Source organism: Winogradskyella litorisediminis, assembly GCF_042675765.1.
GTDB classification, from domain to species: Bacteria; Bacteroidota; Bacteroidia; order Flavobacteriales; family Flavobacteriaceae; genus Winogradskyella; species Winogradskyella litorisediminis.
The window spans coordinates 377,771-402,755 of record NZ_JBHTJL010000003.1 but is presented as its reverse complement, the minus strand read 5'-3'; the positions used below and the strand labels follow the sequence as shown (position 1 = coordinate 402,755).

Annotated in this window: 17 protein-coding genes; 6 read left to right on the top strand and 11 right to left on the bottom strand. The window is 32.3% G+C overall.

Annotated elements, in window-relative coordinates:
- Nucleotides 1–12: 12 nt before the first annotated feature.
- The 3 genes from ACFQ1Q_RS01890 to ACFQ1Q_RS01880 form a co-directional block, all read right to left on the bottom strand.
- Complete coding sequence (locus ACFQ1Q_RS01890; protein WP_386127402.1) at nucleotides 13–555, bottom strand: DsrE family protein; 543 nt, start codon at nucleotides 553–555, stop codon at nucleotides 13–15.
- 768 nt (nucleotides 556–1,323) lie between these two features.
- Nucleotides 1,324–1,968: a response regulator gene (locus tag ACFQ1Q_RS01885; RefSeq protein WP_386127400.1), complete on the bottom strand. Its 645-nt coding sequence runs from the start codon at nucleotides 1,966–1,968 to the stop codon at nucleotides 1,324–1,326.
- Between the two features lie 9 nt (nucleotides 1,969–1,977).
- Nucleotides 1,978–4,959, bottom strand: coding sequence for a sensor histidine kinase (locus tag ACFQ1Q_RS01880; RefSeq protein WP_386127398.1), 2,982 nt, complete (start codon nucleotides 4,957–4,959; stop codon nucleotides 1,978–1,980).
- 151 nt (nucleotides 4,960–5,110) lie between these two features.
- Here ACFQ1Q_RS01880 and ACFQ1Q_RS01875 point away from each other — a divergent pair, with 151 nt between their 5' ends.
- Both ACFQ1Q_RS01875 and ACFQ1Q_RS01870 read left to right on the top strand, forming a co-directional pair.
- Entirely contained in the window at nucleotides 5,111–7,462 is a 2,352-nt protein-coding gene (locus ACFQ1Q_RS01875; protein ID WP_386127396.1) for an ATP-dependent helicase, read from the top strand.
- A gap of 97 nt (nucleotides 7,463–7,559) precedes the next feature.
- Nucleotides 7,560–8,180, top strand: coding sequence for an L-threonylcarbamoyladenylate synthase (locus ACFQ1Q_RS01870; protein ID WP_386127394.1), 621 nt, complete (start codon nucleotides 7,560–7,562; stop codon nucleotides 8,178–8,180).
- Here the strand turns inward: ACFQ1Q_RS01870 and ACFQ1Q_RS01865 are convergent.
- Nucleotides 8,177–9,388, bottom strand: a complete 1,212-nt coding sequence (locus ACFQ1Q_RS01865; RefSeq protein ID WP_386127392.1) for a multidrug effflux MFS transporter — start codon at nucleotides 9,386–9,388, stop codon at nucleotides 8,177–8,179. The genes ACFQ1Q_RS01870 and ACFQ1Q_RS01865 overlap by 4 nt on opposite strands.
- Nucleotides 9,389–9,451: 63 nt before the next feature.
- On the opposite strand from ACFQ1Q_RS01865, the gene ACFQ1Q_RS01860 reads away from it, so the two are divergent.
- The 4 genes from ACFQ1Q_RS01860 to ACFQ1Q_RS01845 all read left to right on the top strand — a co-directional run bounded on the left by ACFQ1Q_RS01860 (nucleotide 9,452) and on the right by ACFQ1Q_RS01845 (nucleotide 16,050).
- Nucleotides 9,452–9,892, top strand: coding sequence for a DUF1572 family protein (locus ACFQ1Q_RS01860; protein ID WP_386127390.1), 441 nt, complete (start codon nucleotides 9,452–9,454; stop codon nucleotides 9,890–9,892).
- 24 nt (nucleotides 9,893–9,916) lie between these two features.
- Complete coding sequence (locus ACFQ1Q_RS01855) at nucleotides 9,917–11,689, top strand: ABC transporter ATP-binding protein (RefSeq protein WP_386127388.1); 1,773 nt, start codon at nucleotides 9,917–9,919, stop codon at nucleotides 11,687–11,689.
- 132 nt (nucleotides 11,690–11,821) lie between these two features.
- Complete coding sequence (locus tag ACFQ1Q_RS01850; protein WP_386127385.1) at nucleotides 11,822–14,716, top strand: PEP/pyruvate-binding domain-containing protein; 2,895 nt, start codon at nucleotides 11,822–11,824, stop codon at nucleotides 14,714–14,716.
- Nucleotides 14,717–14,718: 2 nt separating this feature from the next.
- Nucleotides 14,719–16,050, top strand: coding sequence for a serine hydrolase (locus ACFQ1Q_RS01845; RefSeq protein WP_386127383.1), 1,332 nt, complete (start codon nucleotides 14,719–14,721; stop codon nucleotides 16,048–16,050).
- Here ACFQ1Q_RS01845 and ACFQ1Q_RS01840 read toward each other — a convergent pair.
- The 7 genes from ACFQ1Q_RS01840 to ACFQ1Q_RS01810 all read right to left on the bottom strand — a co-directional run bounded on the left by ACFQ1Q_RS01840 (nucleotide 16,047) and on the right by ACFQ1Q_RS01810 (nucleotide 24,889).
- Nucleotides 16,047–18,878 carry an Npt1/Npt2 family nucleotide transporter gene (locus tag ACFQ1Q_RS01840; RefSeq protein ID WP_386127381.1) on the bottom strand — a complete coding sequence of 944 codons (2,832 nt, stop codon included), beginning with the start codon at nucleotides 18,876–18,878 and terminating at the stop codon, nucleotides 16,047–16,049. The genes ACFQ1Q_RS01845 and ACFQ1Q_RS01840 overlap by 4 nt on opposite strands.
- 24 nt (nucleotides 18,879–18,902) lie before the next feature.
- Nucleotides 18,903–19,880, bottom strand: a complete 978-nt coding sequence (locus tag ACFQ1Q_RS01835; protein WP_386127379.1) for a serine hydrolase — start codon at nucleotides 19,878–19,880, stop codon at nucleotides 18,903–18,905.
- Nucleotides 19,881–20,044: 164 nt separating this feature from the next.
- Nucleotides 20,045–21,586 (bottom strand): acyl-CoA carboxylase subunit beta, encoded by a 1,542-nt coding sequence (locus ACFQ1Q_RS01830; RefSeq protein ID WP_386127377.1) that lies wholly within the window; start codon nucleotides 21,584–21,586, stop codon nucleotides 20,045–20,047.
- Nucleotides 21,587–21,592: 6 nt separating this feature from the next.
- Nucleotides 21,593–23,032, bottom strand: coding sequence for an acetyl-CoA carboxylase biotin carboxylase subunit (gene accC / locus ACFQ1Q_RS01825; RefSeq protein ID WP_386127375.1), 1,440 nt, complete (start codon nucleotides 23,030–23,032; stop codon nucleotides 21,593–21,595).
- Nucleotide 23,033: 1 nt separating this feature from the next.
- Complete coding sequence (locus tag ACFQ1Q_RS01820) at nucleotides 23,034–23,510, bottom strand: biotin/lipoyl-containing protein (RefSeq protein ID WP_386127373.1); 477 nt, start codon at nucleotides 23,508–23,510, stop codon at nucleotides 23,034–23,036.
- A 138-nt stretch (nucleotides 23,511–23,648) separates the two neighbouring features.
- Nucleotides 23,649–24,335 carry a PrsW family intramembrane metalloprotease gene (locus ACFQ1Q_RS01815; RefSeq protein ID WP_386127371.1) on the bottom strand — a complete coding sequence of 229 codons (687 nt, stop codon included), beginning with the start codon at nucleotides 24,333–24,335 and terminating at the stop codon, nucleotides 23,649–23,651.
- The gene (locus ACFQ1Q_RS01810) at nucleotides 24,335–24,889 is read right to left on the bottom strand and encodes an NUDIX hydrolase (protein ID WP_386127369.1); all 555 of its coding nucleotides are present in this window, start codon (nucleotides 24,887–24,889) and stop codon (nucleotides 24,335–24,337) included. The genes ACFQ1Q_RS01815 and ACFQ1Q_RS01810 overlap by 1 nt, the downstream gene beginning before the upstream one ends.
- Between the last annotated feature and the right edge of the window lie 96 nt (nucleotides 24,890–24,985).

Below are 24,985 nucleotides of genomic sequence, written 5' to 3'. Positions count from 1 at the left end.
AATTTTTTAAGTTTAAAATTTTATAAATTGATAACCGTTATTTTGATATTGAATTAGCGCTGTCATTGCTGATAGTGCAAGTTTCACGTTAGGGTTTACGTCTGTACGTGATACCTTTCTGAAATTGGCTGTTTGTCCGCATAATATAATATCGACTCCAGCATCATTAAGTTGTTTTATGAGTATTGTATTTGGATTTTTTGTGCCGAATTTTTTTAAATATTCTTCATCTGTTAAAATATCTTTCCATGCACCACCATGAATGGTGAGTGCTACTTTAAGTTGACTAATGTCCATGCCTTCATCAGCGTGCATATTTAAAAAACGTGCTGCAGTGACGATATAGCTATTAACTTTTGAATTGTCTTCGGGGCTTTTTGAAACGTCAAAAATAACTTTAAGTGTTGCATTAATATTTGTGGCTATTTCTGGATTTTCAACTTTAAAGGTTTCACCAAAGCCTGTAATTATTTTTCCATCGATACGATTGTCTTGTGCGGAAATTAAATAAATTGCACAAACAGCAATATAGAACAGGAGTGTTTTCTTTTTCATTTTAAAAATTTCTACTAAGATATTTAAAAAAAGAAAACCATCTCAAAATAGAGATGGTTTCTGAATGCTTTTGAATTGATATCTTAGTCAGTCCAAAAAAAGAATTTTCTGTAAAAAATATATTCCCCCGAAATATTTGTTACATCAAATTCTTACATACAAATGTAAATTATGGTTCTTTTTTTTTAAAATACAAAATTGTTAAATAAGGTTAAAAATTCCGTTAAACAAAACTATAATTTCACTACAAGCGACTCTTTTATAATCTAGATTGTTTCCCCCAAAACGATTGTTGATGTTTAGAGCCGCTTGTAGTGAAATTATATTTTTTTATTTAAAACTAGAGAATTGGTTATTTATGACATTTATATAATTTTTTTTAGGTAATCTGGTATACACGAATACAAGTAAAGTATTTGATATTTATTGAATCAGTAATTAATTTATAGAGTAAATCAACTTTAGCTACAAGATTTAAGTACACTTTTAATAATTTTCTTTCGCTAAGGTCTTCTAATTCTCCATTGGTTAGATTTTTTTCAAAGTTTACTTTTGTTACAAAAGTGTATTACGTTAGAGTTAAAGAGGTGATTATTAGTTTTAATGCTGATAGTATTTTTGTTTTCACATTTTTTATTTAAAATAAAATAAGTTTTTGTCATTTTTTTTCAGAAGTAGATGATTAAAATTTTAAAACCAAATTACTTAATCTATTAAAAGCGGACAATACGTATGTATGTCAAAAATTACGTAGGGCTACGTAGTAAATTATATTGAAGAAAGTAGTGTTTTGTTAGAGTTGACCCATACAGAAAGCGCATCATGGTCAGAGCTTAAATTTAGTTTCTGAATAATATTGGCTCTATGTTTTTGAACTGTTCTAAGTGAAATAAGTAGCGACTCCGAAATTTCTTTTGATTGCTTACCATCTGCAATCATACGCACTATTGTTCGTTCTGAAGGTGAGAGTAATTTGATTTTTTCAATTTCTGGTGATATTTCATTTTCAAAAACAGAATTAAAGGTAGAACTAAAGTAAGTTTTGTCTTCACTGAGTTTTGAAATACACGTTTGAATTTCGCTAAAGGGTTCATCTTTTAATAAATATCCAGAAATATTTAAAGACTTTGCATTAAAAATATAACGTTTTTCTTTGTGCGAAGTCAATACAATAAATTTGGTTGGTAATTCTTGTTCTTGGCATTTTTTAATGATTTCAAAACCAGAAAGAAGTGGCATTTCTATGTCTAGGATTGCTATATCTGGTCGGTTTGAAACTATCATATCTAAGGCTTCAGCTCCATTGCTAGCACATAAAATATTGTCATAGTTATGGTTTTTTAATTCGTCCTGCAAACCTTTTAATAAAATAGGATGGTCATCTGCAATTAAAATTTTTATAGAATGATTCATGCTTCTTATTTAAATAAATATTCGTGCTTTTGTAGTAGTGCCTTTACCAATTTTGCTGTTTATAGAAAATTCTCCGTTTAATATTTTAATACGTTCTTCTAAAGTTTTTAGACCAAGGCTGTTTTGAAGTTTTGCCTCTGTAAAGTTAAACCCTTTACCGTTATCTTTTATTAGGATTAGAATTTCATTTTTATGTTTTGTTATTTCAATTGAAAACGCTTTAGCATCGGCATGTTTTAAAATGTTGTTTATAGTTTCTTGAATAAAACGATAGAGGTGAAGTGATTGTTCTTCGCCCAGACTATTATCAATTTTTTCTATGTCAGATGAAACAAAAATAGCATTGTTTTCGTCTATGTCTAATATCAATTGTTTAATACTTTCCGTAAGCCCTAACTGTTTTAATAACGGAGGAAAAAGCCCTCGAGATATATGACGTACTTCTTCAAGTGTGTTGTTAGTAAGTTCTGAGATTTCGGTTTGGTCTTCGTTTTGTGCTTTCCGTTTTATAAGAGTTAGTTGCTGGCTAACGCTATCATGTAATTCTCTAGCAATTCGTTTTCTTTCGTTTTCTTGCGAATTAATAAGGTCTAAAGCAAACTGGTCTTGTAGTTTTTTTCTTATTTGAAATTGTCTTAAAAAGTAAAGAAGTATGGTAATTATAATTAGCGATAAACCTACGATAAACAACCATGATTTATAAAAAAAATCTTTACTATTGATTTGTAAAATTAGAGGTTGACCAATGTCTAATCCTGAAAAGTTTACAGCACGAATTTCTAGCTGGTAAATGCCAGCTGCTAAATTAGGAAATCTAATACTGCTATTTTGGTTGAGGTTTATCCAATTTTTATTGTTAAGCCTATATTTATAAGTAGCACCATTATTTTGTGCAAAATTATTACGAAGACCAAAGTCTACCTGTAGTGCTCTATTTTCGGCTGGTAAAACAATTTCTTTTATGTTATTAAAATATTCTCGATTGAAGTTGTCATTGAATGTTTTCAATCCAGAATCGAACTTATTTATTTTTAATAAAGTAAGCTGTGCATTATCTTTTTTTAGCTCTAGATTTTCTGGTTTAAAAAAATTGAGTCCATCTAAAGTTCCTACAAAAAAACCATTATCTGTTTTTAAAGCACTATATCTGTTAGCTTCGTTATGGCTAAAACCATCTTTGTCAGAGAAACGTCTTATCGATTTATCTTTGGTATTGTATTTCACAAAACCATTAAATGTATTTATCCACCAATCGTCTTTGTCAAATAGTATTGTAGCTATACCAGCATTAAACTCATCTTTATAAACACTTTTAAAATTATCTGTTTCCTCGTTATAGCTGTATATTTCACCAGAACGAGACCCAAATAAAGCTCCATAATTTTTATTATAATCTACCATTAATAAAAATGGGTCACTTAATATACTTTTATCAAAAAACTTAGATTTTTTATTATCGTAATCATATTTTAAAACACCCTTATCTGTAGCACAAAAAATAATGTTGTTTTTTATAACTAAGTCAAAAATATATAGAGAATCTGTTTCGGCAACTGACTTAAATTCTTTTGTGTTTGTATTAAATTCTAAAAGTTTAAACTTGTTAGTGCCATATATAATTATACTATCATTTAACGACTCCATGCAGATAGTAGGAAAATATCTGTAATTGTTAACAGTATTAGATTTTTTGTCTATCTCAAAAAGACCATTACTAGTAGAGGACCAATATTTGTCTTTTAATTCTAATATATTTCGGCTAGATTGAGCATTAAACTCCTTATCATCATTGTAATATTTAAGTTTATAAACGCTATCGGTTTCAATATTTAAATTGTGCCACCCATCAGTTTCGGTAGCCACAATTATATTGTCTAAATCTTTTTGTTTAATCGTTCTAATGCTTTTGCCTTTTAGGTAGGTTTTTACATTTTTTTTCGGAAATTTAAAATAATGAAGTTTACCATTAGTTGCTAAAAACACATCTTCGTCAAGGTTTTTTGAAATGACGGTTAATCCATCTAAGGCTTGAATGTTAAATTGGTATTTGGTACTTAATTTCTTGTTGAAAAAAGTGCTCATTTTAAGCGTTCCATCATCGTAAGAAAAAAGCACCAAGTTTTTAGAATTATCTGTAAAAGTCTTTAAATGGGTTTGTTTTAATTTATTGTTATTTGACTCGCCAACTATTTCTTTTGCAAGAGTATCTATTTTGAATAAATAATTATTATCGTTTACAAATGTGTAATACGTGTTGTTTCGCTTAAAATATTCATCAACCCAAAGTCGTGTAGATTTTGAATATTTAGGATAATCAATCGTCGTCTGTGTTTTTAAAATATTCCCATTCCAATCAAAATAAGTCATTTCAAAATAGCGAGCGCTAATTATACAAAAGTCTTTAAATGGTATAAGTGTGGTTGAAGATTGAACGTTAAAGGTATTAGTTTTTGGAGAAAAAGAGAATAATGACTTTACTTCCAAATCTTTAGAAATGGTATTTAAAGACACTTTTTTTCCTTCTTGAGAAATTATGTAATCTTCACCATTGTAATGGTATACGTCAGAAAGTCCTTCGGTATCATATATATTATTTACTCGTATAGATTGAAACTCAATTTTTACAGCATCAAAACTATATAATCTATAGCTAGAGGCTGTTTTTGTAACTAAATAAAACAATCCATCTTTACGTTTGTAAATATGTTCAACACTCAATATTGGTTTTTCTATCTTCGGAAGTAAAACATCATGAAACACAATACCATCAAAACGTTGAAGCGTCAGTGGCTTTTTGTTTGCAATAATTGTGCGGTTACTAAGGTTGCTACCGCCAAGCCATAAAAAGCCATCATTATCAAAACAAAGTGTATTAATTTCATCAAAATTAACACCTTCGTTTTTTCCAAATATTTTGCTGTACACGTCTTTTTCTTGTCCATGTAAAAACACGGTAAAAAATAGAACTAAAACATAACAGGCTTTTTTCATTATTAATAGACAACTGCATTAAAGTCTAAAGCATAAATATATTAAATAATTGACACCTTTATTGGAATAACTTGTTTATAATTATTCTAAAAATTAGGCAATAAAAACGAGGTATTTCTGTATTTTCACACTCTAATAATTGCTACTCATTTTGGAAAAATACCTAAGTCAACTTAACGAAGCTCAGCTTGCGCCAACACTACAAAAAAACGGTCCTATGATTGTTATTGCAGGTGCTGGTTCTGGCAAAACACGTGTACTCACTTACAGAATTGCATATTTAATGAGCCAAGGCGTTGACCCTTTTAATATTTTGTCTTTAACCTTCACAAACAAAGCAGCGCGTGAGATGAAAGGTAGAATTGCAGATATCGTTGGACAATCTGAAGCCAAAAATTTATGGATGGGCACGTTTCACTCTGTATTTGCCAAAATACTGCGTATTGAAGCGGACCGATTGGGTTATCCTAGTAATTTTACTATTTACGATACACAAGATTCTGACCGACTTATTTCTTCTATTATCAAAGAAATGGGTTTAGACAAGGATATTTATAAATACAAACAAGTTAGGTCACGTATATCATCTTACAAAAACAGTTTAATTACTGTTAAGGCCTATTACAATAATCCCGAAATTATGGAAGCTGATGCAGCAGCAAGGCGACCAAAAATGGGTGAAATTTATAGAGAATATGTAGAGCGTTGTTTTAAAGCTGGAGCAATGGATTTTGATGATTTACTCCTCAAAACCAATGAACTGTTAACTCGTTTTCCGGATGTGTTAGCAAAATATCAAGACCGTTTTAGATATATTTTGGTTGATGAGTATCAAGATACCAACCACTCTCAATATCTCATTGTTCGTGCACTTTCAGACAGATTTCAAAATATATGCGTCGTTGGTGATGATGCCCAAAGTATTTATGCGTTTCGTGGTGCAAATATCAATAATATTCTCAATTTTCAGCGCGATTATGATAATGTCAAAGTTTTTCGGTTAGAACAAAATTACCGTTCAACTAAAAATATTGTCAATGCTGCAAATTCTGTTATCGATAAAAATCAAACTAAACTTGATAAGGTGGTTTGGACTGCAAATGACGAGGGTGGAAAAATAAAAGTGCATCGTTCCATGACAGATGGTGACGAAGGTCGTTTTGTAGCAAGTACCATTTGGGAAACTAAAATGAACGAACAGCTAAACAATAGTGATTTTGCTGTTTTATATCGTACAAATGCACAATCCCGTGCTATTGAAGATGCTTTACGTAAACGAGACATTCCGTATCGTATTTATGGTGGTTTGTCCTTTTATCAACGAAAAGAAATTAAAGATGTACTCTCTTATTTAAGAGTAATTATAAATCCATCAGATGAAGAAGCTTTAAAACGAATTATTAACTATCCTGCTCGAGGTATTGGGCAAACCACAATGGATAAATTAATTGTCGCCGCGAGTGCGTATGACCGTCCAATTTTTGATGTTCTTAGAGATATCGAGAACCTTAATGTTAACATAAACGGTGGTACTAAAACAAAGTTACGCAACTTTGTAACCATGGTTGAAAGTTTTCAAGTCATGAACCAAAATGCCAATGCATTTGAGTTAGCTGAGCATGTTGTAAAAGTTACAGGAATTGTAAAAGACCTCAATAAAGATGGTACACCAGAAGGTGTTGCTAAGATGGAAAATATTGAAGAATTGCTTAATGGTATTGGAGATTTTGTAGAAGGACAAAAGGAAATTGCAGACAGCACAGCATCATTGGCTGAGTTTCTTGAAGATGTCGCTCTAGCAACAGATTTAGATGCGGATAAAGGTAATCCAGACCACGTGGCTTTAATGACTATTCATTTAGCTAAAGGATTAGAATTTCCTCACGTTTTTATTGTGGGTATGGAAGAAGATTTATTTCCAAGCGCAATGAGTATGAATACACGTAGTGAGTTAGAAGAAGAACGTCGATTATTTTATGTAGCTTTGACAAGAGCCGAAAAACAAGCCTATTTAACTTACACGGTATCGAGATACCGTTGGGGAAAGCTCATTGATGCCGAGCCAAGTCGTTTTATAGAGGAAATAGATGAAGAATTTGTCGATAATATTACACCAATTCAAGAACAACGTTTTAATCCTATGCTAGATTCTTCTATCTTTGGAGATATAGAACCAAATAAAATAAGATTCGCAAAGCCGAAAACACCCCAAAAATTTCAGAAAAAGACATTGAAAAAGAAAGCAGAAAATTTCGAAATTAAAGCACCAAAAAAAATGACAGCTGTAAGTAAAGCTGTACCTGTAGAGAATAGTTTATCCGCTAGTAAATTGTCAGTAGGAAACATTGTAAACCACCAGCGATTTGGTAGAGGTGAAGTGCTTCAAATTGAAGGTAAAGGAGCAGACTCTAAAGCAGAAATTAAATTTTCTAACGGAGATACAAAAAAGCTGTTATTACGTTTTGCAAAGCTTGAAATTTTAAATAGCGATAGTGTTCGTTAATGGCTGATTAGTTTTTATTTTAAAAACGTCGATTACCTGATAATAAATTTGCTATTGGTGCTATGTAGAACTAAAAAATAATTCATAATTTTAGTTTATGGCAGAATTCATCAAAATATATCCTGATAATCCTAACCCAAAGGAAATTAAAAAAGTGGTTAATATACTTAAATCTGGAGGATTGGTTATTTATCCTACAGACACTGTATATGGTTTGGGTTGTGACATCACCAATACAAAAGCATTAGAAAGAATTGCCAGAATAAAAGGTGTTAAACTCGAAAAATCTAACTTCTCCTTTATTTGTGAAGATTTAAGCAATCTTAGTGATTACGTTAAACAAATAGATACTTCAACGTTCAAAATTCTAAAACGTGCATTGCCTGGTGCCTATACGTTTATTCTTCCTGGTTCTAAAAAATTACCAAACCCATTTAAAAAACGGAAAACGGTAGGTATTCGTGTGCCAAATAATTCAATTATTTTGGCATTAGTAAAAGCCTTAGGAAATCCAATTGTTTCGACATCTATAAGAGACGAAGATGAGGTTTTAGAGTATACGACTGACCCAGAATTAATCTTTGAAAAGTGGGAAAAATTAGTTGATGTTGTTATAGATGGTGGTTACGGTGATAATGAAGCTTCAACAGTAATAGATTTATCTCAAGACATTCCAGAAATTATCCGCGAAGGAAAAGGGAGTTTAGAGATTTTTTAAGCTGAAATAGCTTCTTCTTTTACAGGTTTTTTCACCATATAAAACAACACTAAGGAAATTAGTCCACAAACAGCAAAGCCTATAAACAATGGTGTAACTGAATTGATTACAAATTTTCCGATGTAATTTGCAATTGGTACAGCCATTACTGTAGAAATAAATCCGTTTAATGCAGAGCCAATTCCAGCAATGTGTCCCATTGGCTCCATGGCTAATGCTCTAAGATTTCCAAATAAAAAACCAATTGTTAAAAATTGTAGCGCAAAAAAGCCAATTAAAACTTCAACGCTTGGGTTTGCTCCAGAATAAAATAAGCCTATAAAAACTAAAGAAATAATAACAAAGCTTGTCATAGCTAGTTTTACAATATTTCGCATCCCAAAACGCATTACCAATTGACTGTTAAGTAATGTCGATATGCCAACTGATATCGCTAAACTCGCAAAAATGAGGGGAAACTCTTCTTTTAAATCATATTGCTTTTCAAAAATACGTTGCGATGTGCTGAGGTAAACCATAAATGAACCCGTTATTAATCCCGATAACAAAGTATAAATAACAGCAGGTTTTATTTTAAAAAATGCTATAGTACCTGTTTTAAATATAGATATCCGGTACGGAATACGGTATTTGTCTTTCAATGTTTCTGGTTGTCTAAGCCAAAACCAAAGCATTACAGCGATACCAAAGCAACCGTTAAAAATAAAGATGCTTTTCCAATGAAAATGATTCATGATGTATTGCCCTAAAGATGGTGCTATTATAGGCACTAAAATAAAAATCATAACCACGAAGGATAGAATTTTAGCCATATAATCGCCACTGTAACTATCTCTAACCATAGCTATAGTCATTGTGCGTGGCGCAGCCAAACCAACACCTTGTAAAACACGACCTAATAACATCATTTCAAAACTCTTGGTCGTAATACAAATAAATGATGCAATGATAAAAACAATAAAACCTAAGTAAACAATAGGCTTTCTTCCAAAACTATCTGACAATGGTCCAAACAAAAGTTGCCCAAAACCAAGACCTAAAAAAATAGAAGTAATTAGTTTTGGGTTGTGTTTTATAGTGCTAACATTTAAATCAGCCCCAATATCTGGTAATGCAGGTAATAAAGCGTCAATAGTTAGAGCAACTATAGACATTAGCGCCGCCATTAATAATACAAATTCTAATTGCGAACGGCTTTTATTTTTCATCCTGCAAAGGTAAACTAATTAAATACTATTTTTATAATAGAAATGCAGTAATACCTAACTCAAATGAAAGCATCATTAATTAAATTATTTAATCGCGATTTAGAAAAATTAAAAACAGAATTACAGCTTTATTCTGATGAAGCAAATATTTGGAAATTAGATAAAAACATAAGTAACTCCGGGGGTAATTTGGTTTTACACATTATTGGAAACCTTAATCACTTTATAGGAGCAAATTTAGGAAATACGGGTTATGTTCGTCAGCGCGAATTGGAATTTTCGCAAAAAAATATTTCAGTTGAAGAGATTTGTAATCAAGTTGATGAAACAAAAAATATAGTCACTAGTACGCTAGACTCTTTAACTCAGCAAGACTTTCAAAATGAATACCGAAGAAATCCTTTTGAAGATTTTATGACTACGGAATATTTTCTACTTCATCTCAAATCACATTTAGCATATCATTTAGGTCAAATAAATTATCATAGGCGCTTAATAGAATAGTATCTTTACGTCTTAATAAATTTCATGCAACATTTTAAAGAATCAAATTCAAAATCAGATAAAAAGCAACCAAAAGTTACAATTGGTAAGGCATTTAAAACCATTATCTGGCCAAGACGTAATCTGGTTTTTATTGGTCTTATATTAATTGTTATAAGAAGTTTGGCAGGACTTATTCTTCCTTGGCAAAGTAAAGTTCTTTTAGATGAAGTTGTCCCTAACAAAGATTATAAAGGGCTCTATGTTTTAATCGCCATTGTAATTATAGCAATAACGGTCCAAGCTGTAACGTCCTATGCACTAACCAAAATATTAAGTGTACAAGCACAATATTTAATAAGCGAATTGAGAGCTCAAGTTCAAAAAAAAGTATTGTCTTTACCAATACGATTTTTTGATAATACAAAATCTGGCGCATTAGTTTCACGAATAATGACAGACGTTGAAGGCGTAAGAAATCTAATTGGCACAGGTTTGGTTCAATTGGTCGGCGGTACATTTACGGCTATTGTTTCTTTAATAATATTAATAAATCTCAATCCTTGGATGACGCTTTTTGTGTTTGTGCCACTTTCTATCTTCGGGATTATAGCCTTAAAAGCCTTTAAATATATACGACCAATTTTTAGAACTCGAGGAAAAATAAATGCTCAAGTTACTGGTAGACTTACAGAAACTTTGGCAGGCGTTAGAGTCATAAAAGCATTTAATGCTGAAGCGCAAGAAAACAAGATATTTGAAAAAGGTGTAGACGATATTTATCAAAACGTAAAAAAAAGTTTAACGGCTACAGCATTAATGACGAGTTCTTCAACGTTTTTAATTGGCGTCGCTACAACAGGTATTATGGGTATTGGTGGTTATTACATGATGCAAGATCAAATGACAACAGGTGATTTTTTATTTTTTACTTTGGTTTTAGGTTTTATGATAGCGCCAATTGTGCAAATGAGTAATATTGGCAGTCAATTAACGGAAGCTTTAGCTGGTTTAGACCGTACTGAAGAATTGATGAATATGACAGCCGAAGAGGATGATGATACGAGAGTAATTGAATTAAAGGATTTTAAAGGAAGTTTGAAATTTAATAATGTGTCGTTTGAATATGAACCTGAAAAACCTGTTTTACACAACATCAATTTTGAAGCACCATCTGGGTCTGTAGTAGCACTTGTAGGAAGTTCGGGTTCTGGTAAATCTACAATTGCAGGATTATCAGCCACTTTTTTAAATCCAAAATCGGGTTCTGTACTTATTGATGGCAAGGACTTATCAAAAGTAAAATTGAATAGTTTTCGTAAGCACCTTGGCGTTGTTTTACAAGATGAATTTTTGTTTGAAGGTACCATACGCGAAAATATTATGTTTCCGAGACCAAATGCAACCGAGGCACAACTTCAAAATGCTGTAAATGCAGCTTATGTAAACGAATTTACAGACCGATTTGATAATGGTTTAGAAACTTTAATTGGTGAGCGTGGCGTTAAATTGTCTGGCGGTCAAAGACAGCGTATTGCTATTGCTAGAGCTATTTTGGCTGATCCAAAAATTATAATCTTAGACGAGGCTACATCAAATTTAGATACAGAAAGCGAAGGTCTTATTCAAAAAAGTTTAGCAGAGCTTACCAACAATCGAACTACAATTGTCATTGCGCATCGCTTGAGTACAATTAAAAAAGCAGACCAAATTTTAGTTGTTGAGGATGGTAGAATTGTTGAGCGTGGAAATCATAACGAGCTATTAGCAAAACAAGGTCGATATTACGAGCTATATACATATCAGGCTAAAATTTAATTTTTTTCAGTCCAATTACTTTTTTTGTGTGCGATACAAACTATTGTTAACGCAATAGCTTTAGACGTATTGTTTTTAGTCTTTAGCATTAAATAAAAAGGTAAATTTGGTAATACTAATTAAAATCAATCAATGAAACATATTACGCTTTTAATAATTGTGTTGTGCACTTTTCAAATTTCCACAGCGCAAAAGCTTTCTAACAAACAAATTGCCGAGTTAGTACAAGATTACAAAAAGGACATTCGAGGTCCTTATTATCGTATTAAATGGTTTTGTAAAGATGGCACAATTAGAGACCCGAAAGACCCTTGTCCAGACGATATTGGTGGCGGTATACAACACGCAAGTTTTAAAGAAAACGCTTTGAAACTTAGAAAAACAAACAATCTATATTTTGCAGAAATATTGGCAGCTAATGAAATTGAACCGTTTTTAGATACCAAAAATCATTTTAACAGATTAAAGCAATACCAAGTCAATAAATATTTAGTGAGTGTTGATGATGGTTGGGTTTTGCAAAAAGGACAATTCTATAGAGGTTCTGTTCAATCTGAAGACGAACAAGCTTGGGGAAAAGATTTCTTTGAAACTATTTTAAAAGATGATGAATTACTTAATGAAAATTTTTATCTCATTAAACAAGCTTTAAAAGATATTCCGCATAATGGCGATACTAATACAGCTCAACTTATGCGAAGCCAATCTAAGACCATATCTGAAGATTATGAAAAATTCATGGATTTACGAATAAAAATTCACGGGCAGCCTGAAGCTTCAGATGTCGCTAGAGTTGAAAATTTTTATGCTAATAATGATTCAAAATTAGATACTGATTTACGTAAGGATTTTAATGAGCTAATTTCTACGATGAAACTGCATTACGCACCATTAGATTTGTCTAAGTTTGAAGCTGAAATTAATAATCTACCAAAGGATAATTCTGTTACACAGTACTTAAAAACATTTATCTCTAATAGTAAAACTTCAGATTTAAGCGTTTTAATTAATAATATTTCCGAAGCACTTAACGAAATAAGAAAAGGCGTTACCACATTTAAATCCCCTCGACATCGCTTAGCTATTTTAGACATTTCTAATAATTTAGAACATTATATGCTAACTAAAGTACAAGAATGGCAACCAGAAGATTTACAAACCCATATGCATAAAATACTCACTTTAGTTTGTGCAGCAAATGGAACTGGCTTAATTGAAGATTGGGAATACGCTTCAATTGAAAACAAATTAAATAGCATTTACGCAAAAGAAAACCTGACAATTGACGATTTATCACAGTTTCTAAACATTTCTCGTAGTGTGGTTGAGTGGAGTGCTGCGCTTGTAAAAGCTAATTATACAGAAGTTGTTAATACTTACACGGCTTTTGAGCCTTTAGCTTATGGGTTTATTGATGATAGAGTTAGAAGCAGTGTTGCACTAAATTTAGGCGATGCTGTAAGCAAACTTGGAAAATTATTTGCTGAGCTAACTAATATAAAAAGTAATGTTTCAGGAGTTGAAAATTCTGGCAGTTTTAGAGGCTTGAATCCTGGTTATACTTTTGGTAAATTGGTTGTTGTTGATGGCAACCCAGATGACGTAGAAGTAAATTCTAAGAATATTTATGTTTTTGAGCGTCCACCGGCAGATTTAAAACCCATTGCCGGCATCATGACCGTTTCAGAAGGTAATTTAGTGTCTCATGTACAATTACTCGCAAGAAATCTAGGTATTCCTAACGCAGCATTAAGTTATGAAAATTTGAAATCCTTAAAGAAGCATGATGGTAAAAATGTATTTTTTGCAGTATCTAGCAAGGGAAATATAAAATTAAAGCTTGATGATGAAATGACAGATGTTGAAAAATCTTTATTTGATAAAAAGGAGCGAAGCAAAGCTATTATCGAAGTTCCAACCAATCAAATTCGTTTAGACCAAAAAACAGTTATTAATATGCGAGAGGTTGATGCCGACGATTCTGGTAAAGTTTGCGGACCAAAAGCTGCTAATTTGGGCGAATTAAAAAAATTATTCCCTAATAATGTAGTGGAAGGTATTATTATTCCTTTCGGAATTTTTAGAATGCATATGGACTTACAAATGCCAGGTCAATCAAAAACATATTGGACATTCTTAAATGACACGTTTGCCAAAGCTGAGCAAATGAAAAATGAAGGGAAAAATGATTCTGAAATTGAGAATTTTCAGCTTGAAGCTTTAGAAAAATTGCATAAAGCTATTGTAAATATTGATCTTGCTCCAGAATTTGTATCAGACTTAAAAAGTCAGTTTAAGACTGCATTTAACGGTAACATGGGCAATGTTCCAGTCTTTCTCCGAAGTGACACTAACATGGAAGATTTAAAAGAGTTTACTGGTGCTGGATTAAATTTAACTTTATTTAATATTAAAGATGAAAATGAAATCTTAAATGGTATTAAACGTGTTTGGGCATCAGCATACACGGAGAGAAGCTTTAAATGGCGTCAGAAATACTTATCTAATCCTGAAAACGTTTTTCCTTCAATATTAATTATTCCTAGCGTAGATGTTGATTATTCTGGCGTTATGATTACGAAAGGTATTAACTCAGGAAATGATGATGATTTAACTGTAGCCTTTAGTCGTGGTGCTGGTGGCGCAGTTGATGGACAATCTGCTGAAACGCGTTTAATTACAAAATTCGAAGACGTTCTTATCTCGCCAGCGCGTCAACCAGATTACATTCGACTTCCAGATAGCGGAGGAACTAAATCTTATTTTACAGGTTTTGAGCGTCCAATTCTCAATCCAAAAAATATTCAAGAAATAAGAGAAATGGCAAAAGAAGTTAGAAATAAAATAGACTCAGAAGACAGCCATCAAGCTTTTGATGTAGAATTTGGATTTCAAAACGATAAACTATGGCTATTTCAAATAAGGCCTTTTGTGGAAAATAAAGCCGCAAAAAGTTCAGATTACTTAAATTCTATTACTCCAAAAATCGATAATAATAAAATTGTTAATCGCAATACAAAACTATAGAGATGAAAAACGTATTAAAAATTACATTAGTAGTAGGAATTTTAGCCTCATTTGGTTTTAATATTTATCCTATAGATGGTTACGAGCGCACAGGAATAAAACGTTTGTATCAAATTAAAAAATTCCATGACGATAGTATTCCTTATAGAAGGATTCCGGCTGGTGCTTATAAAAGTTTTAAAGACATAAAACTAAATCTAAAATCGGTATCTGATAGTTTAAGTTCAATTCTTAAAGAAGACAAAGAATTTTCTACAAAAATAAAACGAATAATTCCTGGAGGTGCATATTCTGCTGCGGTTTTAGACATGAGTAATCCTAACGATCTAAAATATGCAGAGCACAGAGAAAATATAGGGTATCAGCCAGGAAGTGTTGGCAAATTAGCGGTTTTAAATGCTTTGTTTACGCAATTGGCGCGAATATGCCCAGACTCTTGGGATGATAGGATGATGTATTTAAAAGATATAAAAGTGTCATCTCGTTATTGGGGTACTGGCGATCATCATACGGTTCCAATTTACAATATTGAAGAAGATAAATTAACCAAGCGTCAGGTGCGTGCAACCGATGAGTTTTCATTATTTGAGTGGTTAGACCATATGGTTTCTGTGAGCAATAATGGAGCGGCTAGTGTTTTAATGCGCGAGTCTATGCTAATGGCAGCATTTAATGAAAAATATATTGATTTAACTGAAGAAGAAGCAGAAGAGTACTTTAAAAACACTAAAAGAGATTCTTTAACAAATTTGATGCATACTGTTGTTAATCAACCTTTAAGAGATTTAGGAATAACAGAGGACGAATGGCGATTGGGTGGATTATTTACAAGACCTGCTGGCAAATATGTGGGCAGAAAAGGCGGTAGTATTGGCACTCCAAAAGGATTGATGAAATTTTTGGTTCTTCTAGAGCAAGGTAAAGTAGTAGACGAAAAAACTAGTTTAGAAATGAAGCGTTTATTGTATTTAACAGATCGTCGAATTCGCTATGCAAAATCACCTCGTTTAGATAGTGCTGCGGTGTATTTTAAATCTGGTAGTTATTACAAATGCGATAGAGAAAAGAACCCTAATTGTGCGTCTTACGCTGGTAATGTTTTTAATTATATGAATTCTGTAATTATTGTAGAGCACGATGATGGCGTTAAATACATCGTTAGTCTCATGTCTAATGTATTAAATAAAAATTCAGCTGGTGCTCATATGTATTTAGCAAGTAAAATTGACGATGTTATAAAAAACAATGTCGATTTACCAGAAGTAAAAGAAGAGCCTTACAAAGCAGATGATGACGAAGATGATGGCAATGGTGCAATAGGTGATGGAAATTAAAAATTATCTAATAAAATAGATGCAGTATCTGTAGCAAAAATTCTAACTTCTTTACTAGTTTTAATTGTTTGTTTTTGAACTAATCGTATATAAGACTTGTCTTTAAGCAAGCGTATGAGATAGAGTAGCTCTAGTTTCATGCGCTTACTTCTGCTAGAAAATAACATTTCTATCAATTTTGGCTCTGCGAGAATATTTATACTTAACTCATTGTTTTGTGTTTGAGATTCTGCCTCTATTGAATAATACTCAATAAGTGGTAAAATTTGAGTTTTAATTTGGCTTTGTAATAAATTATCTAAAAACTCTAAGGCGTTTATTTTAGCTTCTTTGACATCACTGATTAATCCAGAATAGCTTACTTCAATATCAGCTTCATCATATAAAATACCGAGTAGTTTAAAAATACACTTAAGACTTGTGTTTAATTGCTCTTCTAGCAATTTAACAATAGCTTCTCGAGCAATTTCAATTTCTCTAGTTTCATCAGTATTAATTTTGCTTTCTGCATTTAAATGAATAATATTTTGCATGGAAGATAATGCATCAACAGTTTGTTTAGCATACTTATATTCCCTAAAAATTTCTTTTTTAAATCGTCTTTTATTAAAATAGAGATTCTCTTGTTTAGACTTAAGTTTAATTAGAGCTTTTGCCGCTTCCAATCGAGTAAATACATCTTTGTTTTTTAAAAAGCGAGTTAAAATTTTTACCGATTGTTGATTTTTAAATGAACGAATCAATAAAGGAATATGCCGTTGGGCATTTGTATTAATTTCATCATTTAGAGAGAGTTTAAGTAAAGTATCTGTTATTTTACTGCTGTATTCACGTAATGCTTTAATAGCTTGCTTACGGTAAGTTTTATCAGAAATAAAGTGAATTAAAGGTTTAGCAAACATATCGTCTGCAGTAATACCTGCTGCTTTTATTGCATGCTTTACAATATAAGGGTTGTCGTGAATAAGATTTATGTTGATGTAAGAGTAATACTTTTCATATCGTGCATGCGCTATGGTTAACATGAGTTTAGCAATATCTTCTTTGTAAAGATTATCGTCAAGTGTTAAGGCTTTTCGGTAATTGGTTTCAATTCTGTGTTTTAAATGAAATTTTAAATCTAAACTTTTGTTATCTCCAATTTCTTCTGCCAAACATAGTAAAGCTGCAGAGGCTATAGTTTTGTTGTGATGATTTAAATATTCCTCAAAAAAAGACTGTTGTGAACTTTGGGAGTATTCCAATACATAAGCTAAAGCTGCATGAGAAACTTCAGCATTTGATGAATGAATTAATGGCTCTATATCACTCAAAGATGCGCCTTTATCATAACTGTAAAGTTGCTGTATAGCTTTAACTTTTACTCTATATGACGGATGGTGTAGTAAATTAGTAATTTCTGTTTTTAGACTTTTAATTTTGTATGCACTCAATCTGTCTAAAACGGTAAGAATTTCAATTTCGTTATCGGATTTTAAAATTATTCGTTTTAAATCTACACTTTTATTTTTTCTAGAAATTTTCTGATTACTTGTAGTAGCTAGGTTTCTTTGAATATTTAACCTAAACGAATGAAAATACGTTTCCCTTAATTTATAAATAAGAATAATCCACAGAAATACTAATAGTAAAATAATAACTGTGATATATATTGAAGAAAGATTAAACCGCTTTACAATGAAAATAAGCATTAGACCAGCTAAGCCTGTTGCAATACTATCTACAGCAACATCAATAAATGACTTTGCTTGATTTTTAATGGTAAAAGGAATGGGAATTATAGACAATTCAAAAGCTGCCTTATTAAGTGATTGTTTAAAACTTCCATCAATTCCTTTAATGATAACTAAAACCCATAATTCAGGAAAAATTAGAAATAATAAACTCCCAAAAGCGATTCCTAATGGTAAAATTAATAACGTAGACGATACACCGAGTTTACTAAGAATTTTGTTAGTTAAAAATAATTGAAGCCCCAATGCTAACAGATTAAATGTCGAAAACCAAAACCCGAAAAATGATGCTAATTCGTCACTATCTGTAATAGTGTTATGAGCGATATCACTAAATTGAAAATCAACCAATTTTGCAACAATAACTCCAACACCAGTGATGATAGCCAAAAAAGTTAAATGTTTTGACTTAGCAACAACCTTGTAAGAAGGTAAGTTTGTTTTGGCGTCTTGTGAGCGTCTTTGCGCTCTCATGTGCATATTTAGCTTATTGACTTTTAATTTATATATTTTTTGAATAATAGGAATACATAAAAGCAAAAAAACTGATGCTACAATAATAGAAATTTCAATACCAAATTTTGATGCTATAATGCTAGTTAGATAACCTCCAAAAACACCACCTGCAATTGCTCCTGCACCAATAAAACCAAATAATCGTTTTGCCTCTCTTGAGTTAAATACCAAATTTGCTAATATCCAAAATTGGGATGTAGTTATAACGGCAAATAGAGAAACACCTATGTAATAAACATAAAGTACCCAATCTTTTATAAAATTGAGTTTTATAGCTAATCCTAAAAGTAAAAATGAAAGTCCAAAAAAAACGAGTGTTATGATTGCAACTCGCCTAAATGAAAATCTGCGAACCCATTTATTATAAAAATAAGTCACAATAACAGCAATAAAAGCAACAAGGATGTAACCAATTGGCAACTGCTCTGAACCTAGTCTTGAAAGAAATAATGCATTTACGTTGGGTTTAATTATCAATAGCACAGTGATAATTAAAAAAATATATAATTGCATTAAAAAAGAGATGTGTATTTCGCCATCTCTTAAACCAAATGTTGTCTTAAAAATTCTTTTAAGCATTATAATAATAGAACTTTGTTGTTTTTATGAAGCTTTCGCCTTTTTCATAACTTTTTCTAAAGGTACAACAAGTTCTCTAATTATATTTTCTCCGCTTTCATTGTCTATTAATGCAACAATAATATAGCGTCTTTCTGGACCCCAAACTAAAGCAGAATCAGAATGATAATTTCTCCATGACCCTGATTTTCTGTAAATATCTGCATTAGGAGCAACTCTATCTAAAGTGTTCACAAATTTATGATGCAAAGCTGGGTCTTTCATATATTCCAACATTTGTTTAGAACGTTTATCATTTATAAGATTACCCATAGCTAATTGGTAATAAAAACTAGCTACTTGTTTTGTAGTTGCTGCATGACTAAGTTGTTTAAGCGGTTCTCTATATGTATTTCCTCCACCGCCATAACGTTTTCCAACCCAAAGTCCACCACCAGTTTCTTCATCATATAATTCATGTTGAGGAGAGCGCAAAACTTCTTCAATTTTTTTATAACCTACGCGGTCAATCATACGTGTTGAAGCTTTATTATTAGATTTGCTAATCATTAAGCGCATGTCTTTTTTAACTTCTGGAGTTAATTTTAATTCTCCTTTATCAATAGCGTCCATTGCAGCTAAAAGAATTGCAATTTTTGGCAGACTAGCAGCATACATCATATTGTTATCGTTGATGCCTGCATATTTAATATTATTTACATCTTGCAAGTCGACGATAGCCACAGACATTCTGTTGTTATCAACTAAGTTGCGCCAAAGCGGTTTTTTATCTATTTCTTTTTCAAGGAAAGACTGAAGTTCTATATCTTTTAACTCACCAATTTTTGGAATTTCTTCAACGTGTTTTAAAGGCAATTGCATAATCCCGTCAACCAAAATTTGTGGAACCTGAGGCTCAACCATTTTTGGCATATCAACCACTTCGGCCATGTCTTTTTTATTCCCTTGAGAAGTACAAGCAAAAGTGATTAAGAATAAAACAGGTAACAATAATGTTTTCATATAATTTTTTCTAGTTTTAATTTATGATTTATGATTTATGATTTATATACGTATAGTATAAACATATAGATGTCATTACAAAAGTATAATTCATAAGATTATCTTAAATCACACAATTTAAGTTGTAAGTTTTTAAAGAAAACAACTATTGTACAAAATACCGCTTATAAAGGGATGTTACCATGCTTTCGCTTAGGGCTTTCTACAATTTTATTTTCTAACATTTTAAAAGCTTTAATAAGCTTTCTTCTTGTATTCTTTGGAAGAATAACTTCATCTACAAAACCACGTTCTGCTGCACTGTAAGGATTTGCGAATAAATTGGCATATTCTGCTTCTTTTTCTTTCCATTTTTCATCAGGATTGTCTGATGTTGATATCTCACGTTTAAAAATAATTTCTGCCGCACCTTTTGCGCCCATTACAGCAATTTCAGCATTTGGCCAAGCAAAATTCATATCTGCACCTATGTGTTTAGAGTTCATTACATCATACGCGCCACCATAGGCTTTACGTGTAATTACCGTAATTCTTGGCACTGTCGCTTCACTGAAAGCATATAATAATTTGGCGCCATTGGTGATAATCGCATTCCATTCTTGGTCTGTTCCTGGTAAAAATCCTGGCACGTCTTCTAAAACTAAAAGTGGGATGTTGAAAGCATCACAAAAACGTACAAATCTTGCTGCTTTTTTAGAACTATCTACATCTAAAACACCTGCTAAAAATAAGGGCTGATTGGCAACAATTCCAACAGATTTTCCACCCAAGCGTGCGAAACCGGCGATAATATTTTCAGCGTAGTCTTTGTGAATTTCATAAAATGAATTCTCATCAATAATACCTTCAATAACTTGATGCATATCGTAAGGTTTGTTTGGGTTGTCAGGAACAATGTCTGATGAACTTTCTCTGACTTCTTCTTTTAATTCAAATGGAATATCTAAAGCTTTTTCTTTATTATTTTGAGGTAAATAACTGAGTAAACGCTTGATATTTTCCAAAGCTTCTACATCATTTGAAGCCGTTAAATGCGCCACACCAGATTTTGTGGAATGAACACTTGCGCCACCTAATTCTTCGCTAGTTACTTCTTCGTTTGTAACGGTTTTTACCACATTTGGACCAGTAACAAACATATAGCTCGTATCTTGAACCATTAACGTGAAATCTGTCATTGCAGGTGAATAAACCGCGCCACCAGCACAAGGTCCCATGATTGCAGAAATCTGAGGAATAACTCCAGAAGCCTGAACATTACGGTAAAAAATATCAGCGTAACCGCCAAGTGATCGGACACCTTCTTGAATACGTGCACCACCAGAATCATTTAATCCTATAATTGGCGCACCTACATTAACAGCCATATCCATAATTTTACAAATTTTCTCGGCATGTGTTTCAGATAATGAACCTCCAAAAACAGTAAAATCTTGTGCAAAAACGTAGATTAATCTTCCGTTTACTGTGCCGTAACCAGTTACTACACCATCACCATAAAATTTTTGTTGTGCCATACCAAAATCAGTGGTTCGGTGAGTTACTAAAGCACCAATTTCTTCAAAAGAACCTTCGTCTAGTAAATACATAACGCGTTCTCTTGCAGTTAGTTTTTTCTTTTGATGCTGCTTATCTATTCGAGCTTGACCACCACCAAGTTTTGACAATTCAAGCTTTTCGGTTAGAGTTTTTATTTTAGAATTCATAATATCTTAGTTTGGTAGTCTTAATAATTTTTGCTCTTCTAAGTAAACTTTTAAAGCTATCTGAGCTGCAATTTCTGCTTCAGCCTTATACTGTGCTTCTAAAAGACTAGGCGAGTAATATTTTTTTACAAAATGCGTATCAAAATTCCCGCTTCTAAAAGCTTCATGTTCGCAAACAAAACGTCCAAATGGTAAGGTTGTTTCTACGCCTTTCACTTTATAATTATCAATAGCTTTAATCATAAGCTCAATCGCTTCGGCACGAGTATTACCATAAGTAATTAATTTTGATAGCATTGGGTCGTAATAAATGGGAATGTCCATGCCTTCTTCGAAACCATTATCGACTCTTATGTTTTTGCCAACAGGAAGTTGGTAAACTTCTAAATTACCGACACTTGGTAAAAAGTCATTCATCGGATCTTCGGCATAAACACGAAGTTCAAGAGCATGGCCTTTTATTTTTAAGTCTTCTTGAGTAATTTCTAATGCTTCACCACGAGCAACTTTTATTTGAAGTTCTACTAAGTCCACACCCGATATTAATTCGGAAACTGGATGCTCTACTTGGAGACGCGTATTCATTTCTAAGAAATAGAAATTATGGTCGGCATCAAGTAAAAATTCAACTGTTCCTGCACCAATATAGTCGCAAGCTTTAGCAACATCAATAGCCGCTTGTCCCATGCGTTCTCTTAAATCAGGTGTTAAAACAGCTGATGGTGCTTCTTCAACAACTTTTTGATGACGACGTTGTACAGAACATTCGCGCTCAAATAGATGAAGAAAATTACCATGACTATCCGCCATCACTTGGATTTCGATATGTCTTGGTGACTTCACATATTTTTCAATAAAAACAGAACCATCTCCAAAGGCAGAAACTGCTTCGCTTATGGCACGTTTCATTTGTTGCTCTAAATCTTCTTCTTTTTCTACAATACGCATACCTTTTCCGCCGCCGCCAGCTGCAGCTTTAATAAGAATAGGAAATCCAATAGATTTTGCAATTTCGATAGCTTCTTTGGTATCAGTCACCGCATGATCAACACCAGGAACCATAGGTATATTGTAATCTTTTACAGCATCTTTTGCGGCAAGTTTATCGCCCATCATCTCAATAGCTTTAGATTTTGGACCGATAAATATGACGTGATTTGCTTCGCAAAGTTCTGCAAATTTTGAGTTTTCGCTTAAAAATCCATATCCAGGATGTATACCATTTACATTGAGAGATTTAGCAACTTCAATAATTTTATCGCCTAATAAATAAGACTGATTTGAAGGCGCAGGACCAATACAAACCGCTTCATCTGCAAATTTTACATGAGGTGCATTTCTATCAGCTTCCGAAAAAACAGCCACGGTTTTGATGCCCATTTTCTTTGCTGTTTGCATCACTCGGATGGCAATTTCGCCTCGGTTGGCTATGAGTATTTTTTTCATCTTATTCAAATTCAATTAAAAGGTTGTTTTTGTCAACGGTTTCGCCTTGATTTACAGCTATGGATTTAATAACGCCATCTCTTGGAGAATTTATGACATTTTCCATTTTCATAGCTTCAAGAATGAGAAGTGAATCATTTTCTTTCACCTCTTGACCTGTAGAAACGTTGATTTCTAGGATTAAACCTGGCATTGGTGCTTTGATATCATTGACCTTTTTTGAAGCGCCAACTTCGAATCCTAAGTCGGAAATGAGTTGGTCTAGTTCGTCTTGAATCACAACAGTGTAACTGTTATTATTCACTTGAACTTCATAAGTTTTTTTATTGAAGTCTGAATCTAAAACAGAAGCTTTTACAGACTTGTTATTTTGAAGAATATGAAATTGATTGCTATCAGTTTCTACAACATCTAGTTTTTTAACTGAATCTGCCGATACATAGAAACTAAAGGTGTTGTTTACGTTGGTTTTGTACATGAATAGTTAGATTTTAGTTCAACAAAATTAACGCAATCGTTTGAGTAATACTTTTAAGAAAATCATAAATTAGTGAAACTCATCATCAGGAGTTTTGAAGGCAAACTTTAAACTATAAGAAAATTAGAAAGCCGAAAATTATTCGAGATTATCTGGATTAAAATTTGAATCATTTTGATGACGGCGAATCGCCTTTTTTGATAAAATAAGTCCGATTAATAGTGATATAAAAGCCCCAATGGCTATACCAGGAATAAAATTAATGAATAGGAAGAAATCGTAAGCACCATGAAATAAAGTGGCTAAGGCTAAACCCATAAGGTTAAGTTTAATTCTGTTATCAGAAAACTTTGCTTTCCCCATAAAATAACCCATTAAAATCCCAAAAGTTGCATGTGCAGGTACAGCGGTAATTGCTCTTAATAAAGCCACCTGATAACCACCTTCTAAAACATAAAGTATATTTTCTGTGCATGCAAAACCCATTGAAACCATAACGGCGTAGATGATACCGTCATAAGGTTCGTTAAATTCCTTTTTTGGTTGTGCGTAATACCGAACAAAAATATACTTGCTAAATTCTTCGGCTAAGGCTACAACAATAAATGCCTGTACGGCTTGTTGTAAAATGCTAAATTTATCAGTCAGCGGTAATAATTTACCAGTAAATAAATATAAGACCAATACAATGATTATGCTTAAAAAAGCACCTAATAAAAAGCTTTTGAATAATAATCCAAAAGGTTCTTTCTCATGTTTATCTTGAAAATAGATATAAAATATTACAGCTAAAACTGGTGCTACGGCAAATAATAAAAGTTGCATTAATAATATTGCTTTTTAATATGGTTGAGTACAAACTTATAATAGCTTGAGTTAGATGCTATAAAATGAGAATTGTTTTTGCTGTTGGCCAAAAGATTTTCAAAATCTTTAAAGCTTACAAACTTTAAAGCTTCAACTTCGTCTTTTTGTGGTGTTAAGTCTTCTAAATTAACTTTGATTTCTGAAATGTAAATTTGGTGAAATTCAAAGTCTTTAATAGCACCGTCATTATAAATTGATTTGTGGAGTCGTGTTCCAATTTTTACCAAATCATCAGCTTTTAATTGTAAACCAATTTCTTCTTTAGTTTCGCGCAATGCGGCTTCAATAAAGCTTTCACCAGCATCTATGTGTCCAGCAACTGAAACATCCCAAAGCAGTGGGTAAATGACTTTTTTGTGCGACCGTTGTTGCAATAGAATTTCGTTATTTGCATTGTATAACCATAAATGAATCGTGTTGTGATACCATCCGTTTTTATGAATCTCAGATTTTAAAGCGGTTTTTCCTGTTGGAATGCCTTCGGAATCTACAATGTCGATGCGTTCGTCCATATTACGAATTTACGATAGTTTATTCTTTTATGAGAAAATTCACTATCAATTAAATTCTAAAAAAAGATGAGAAGTTTTATATTTTAGAATAACCGT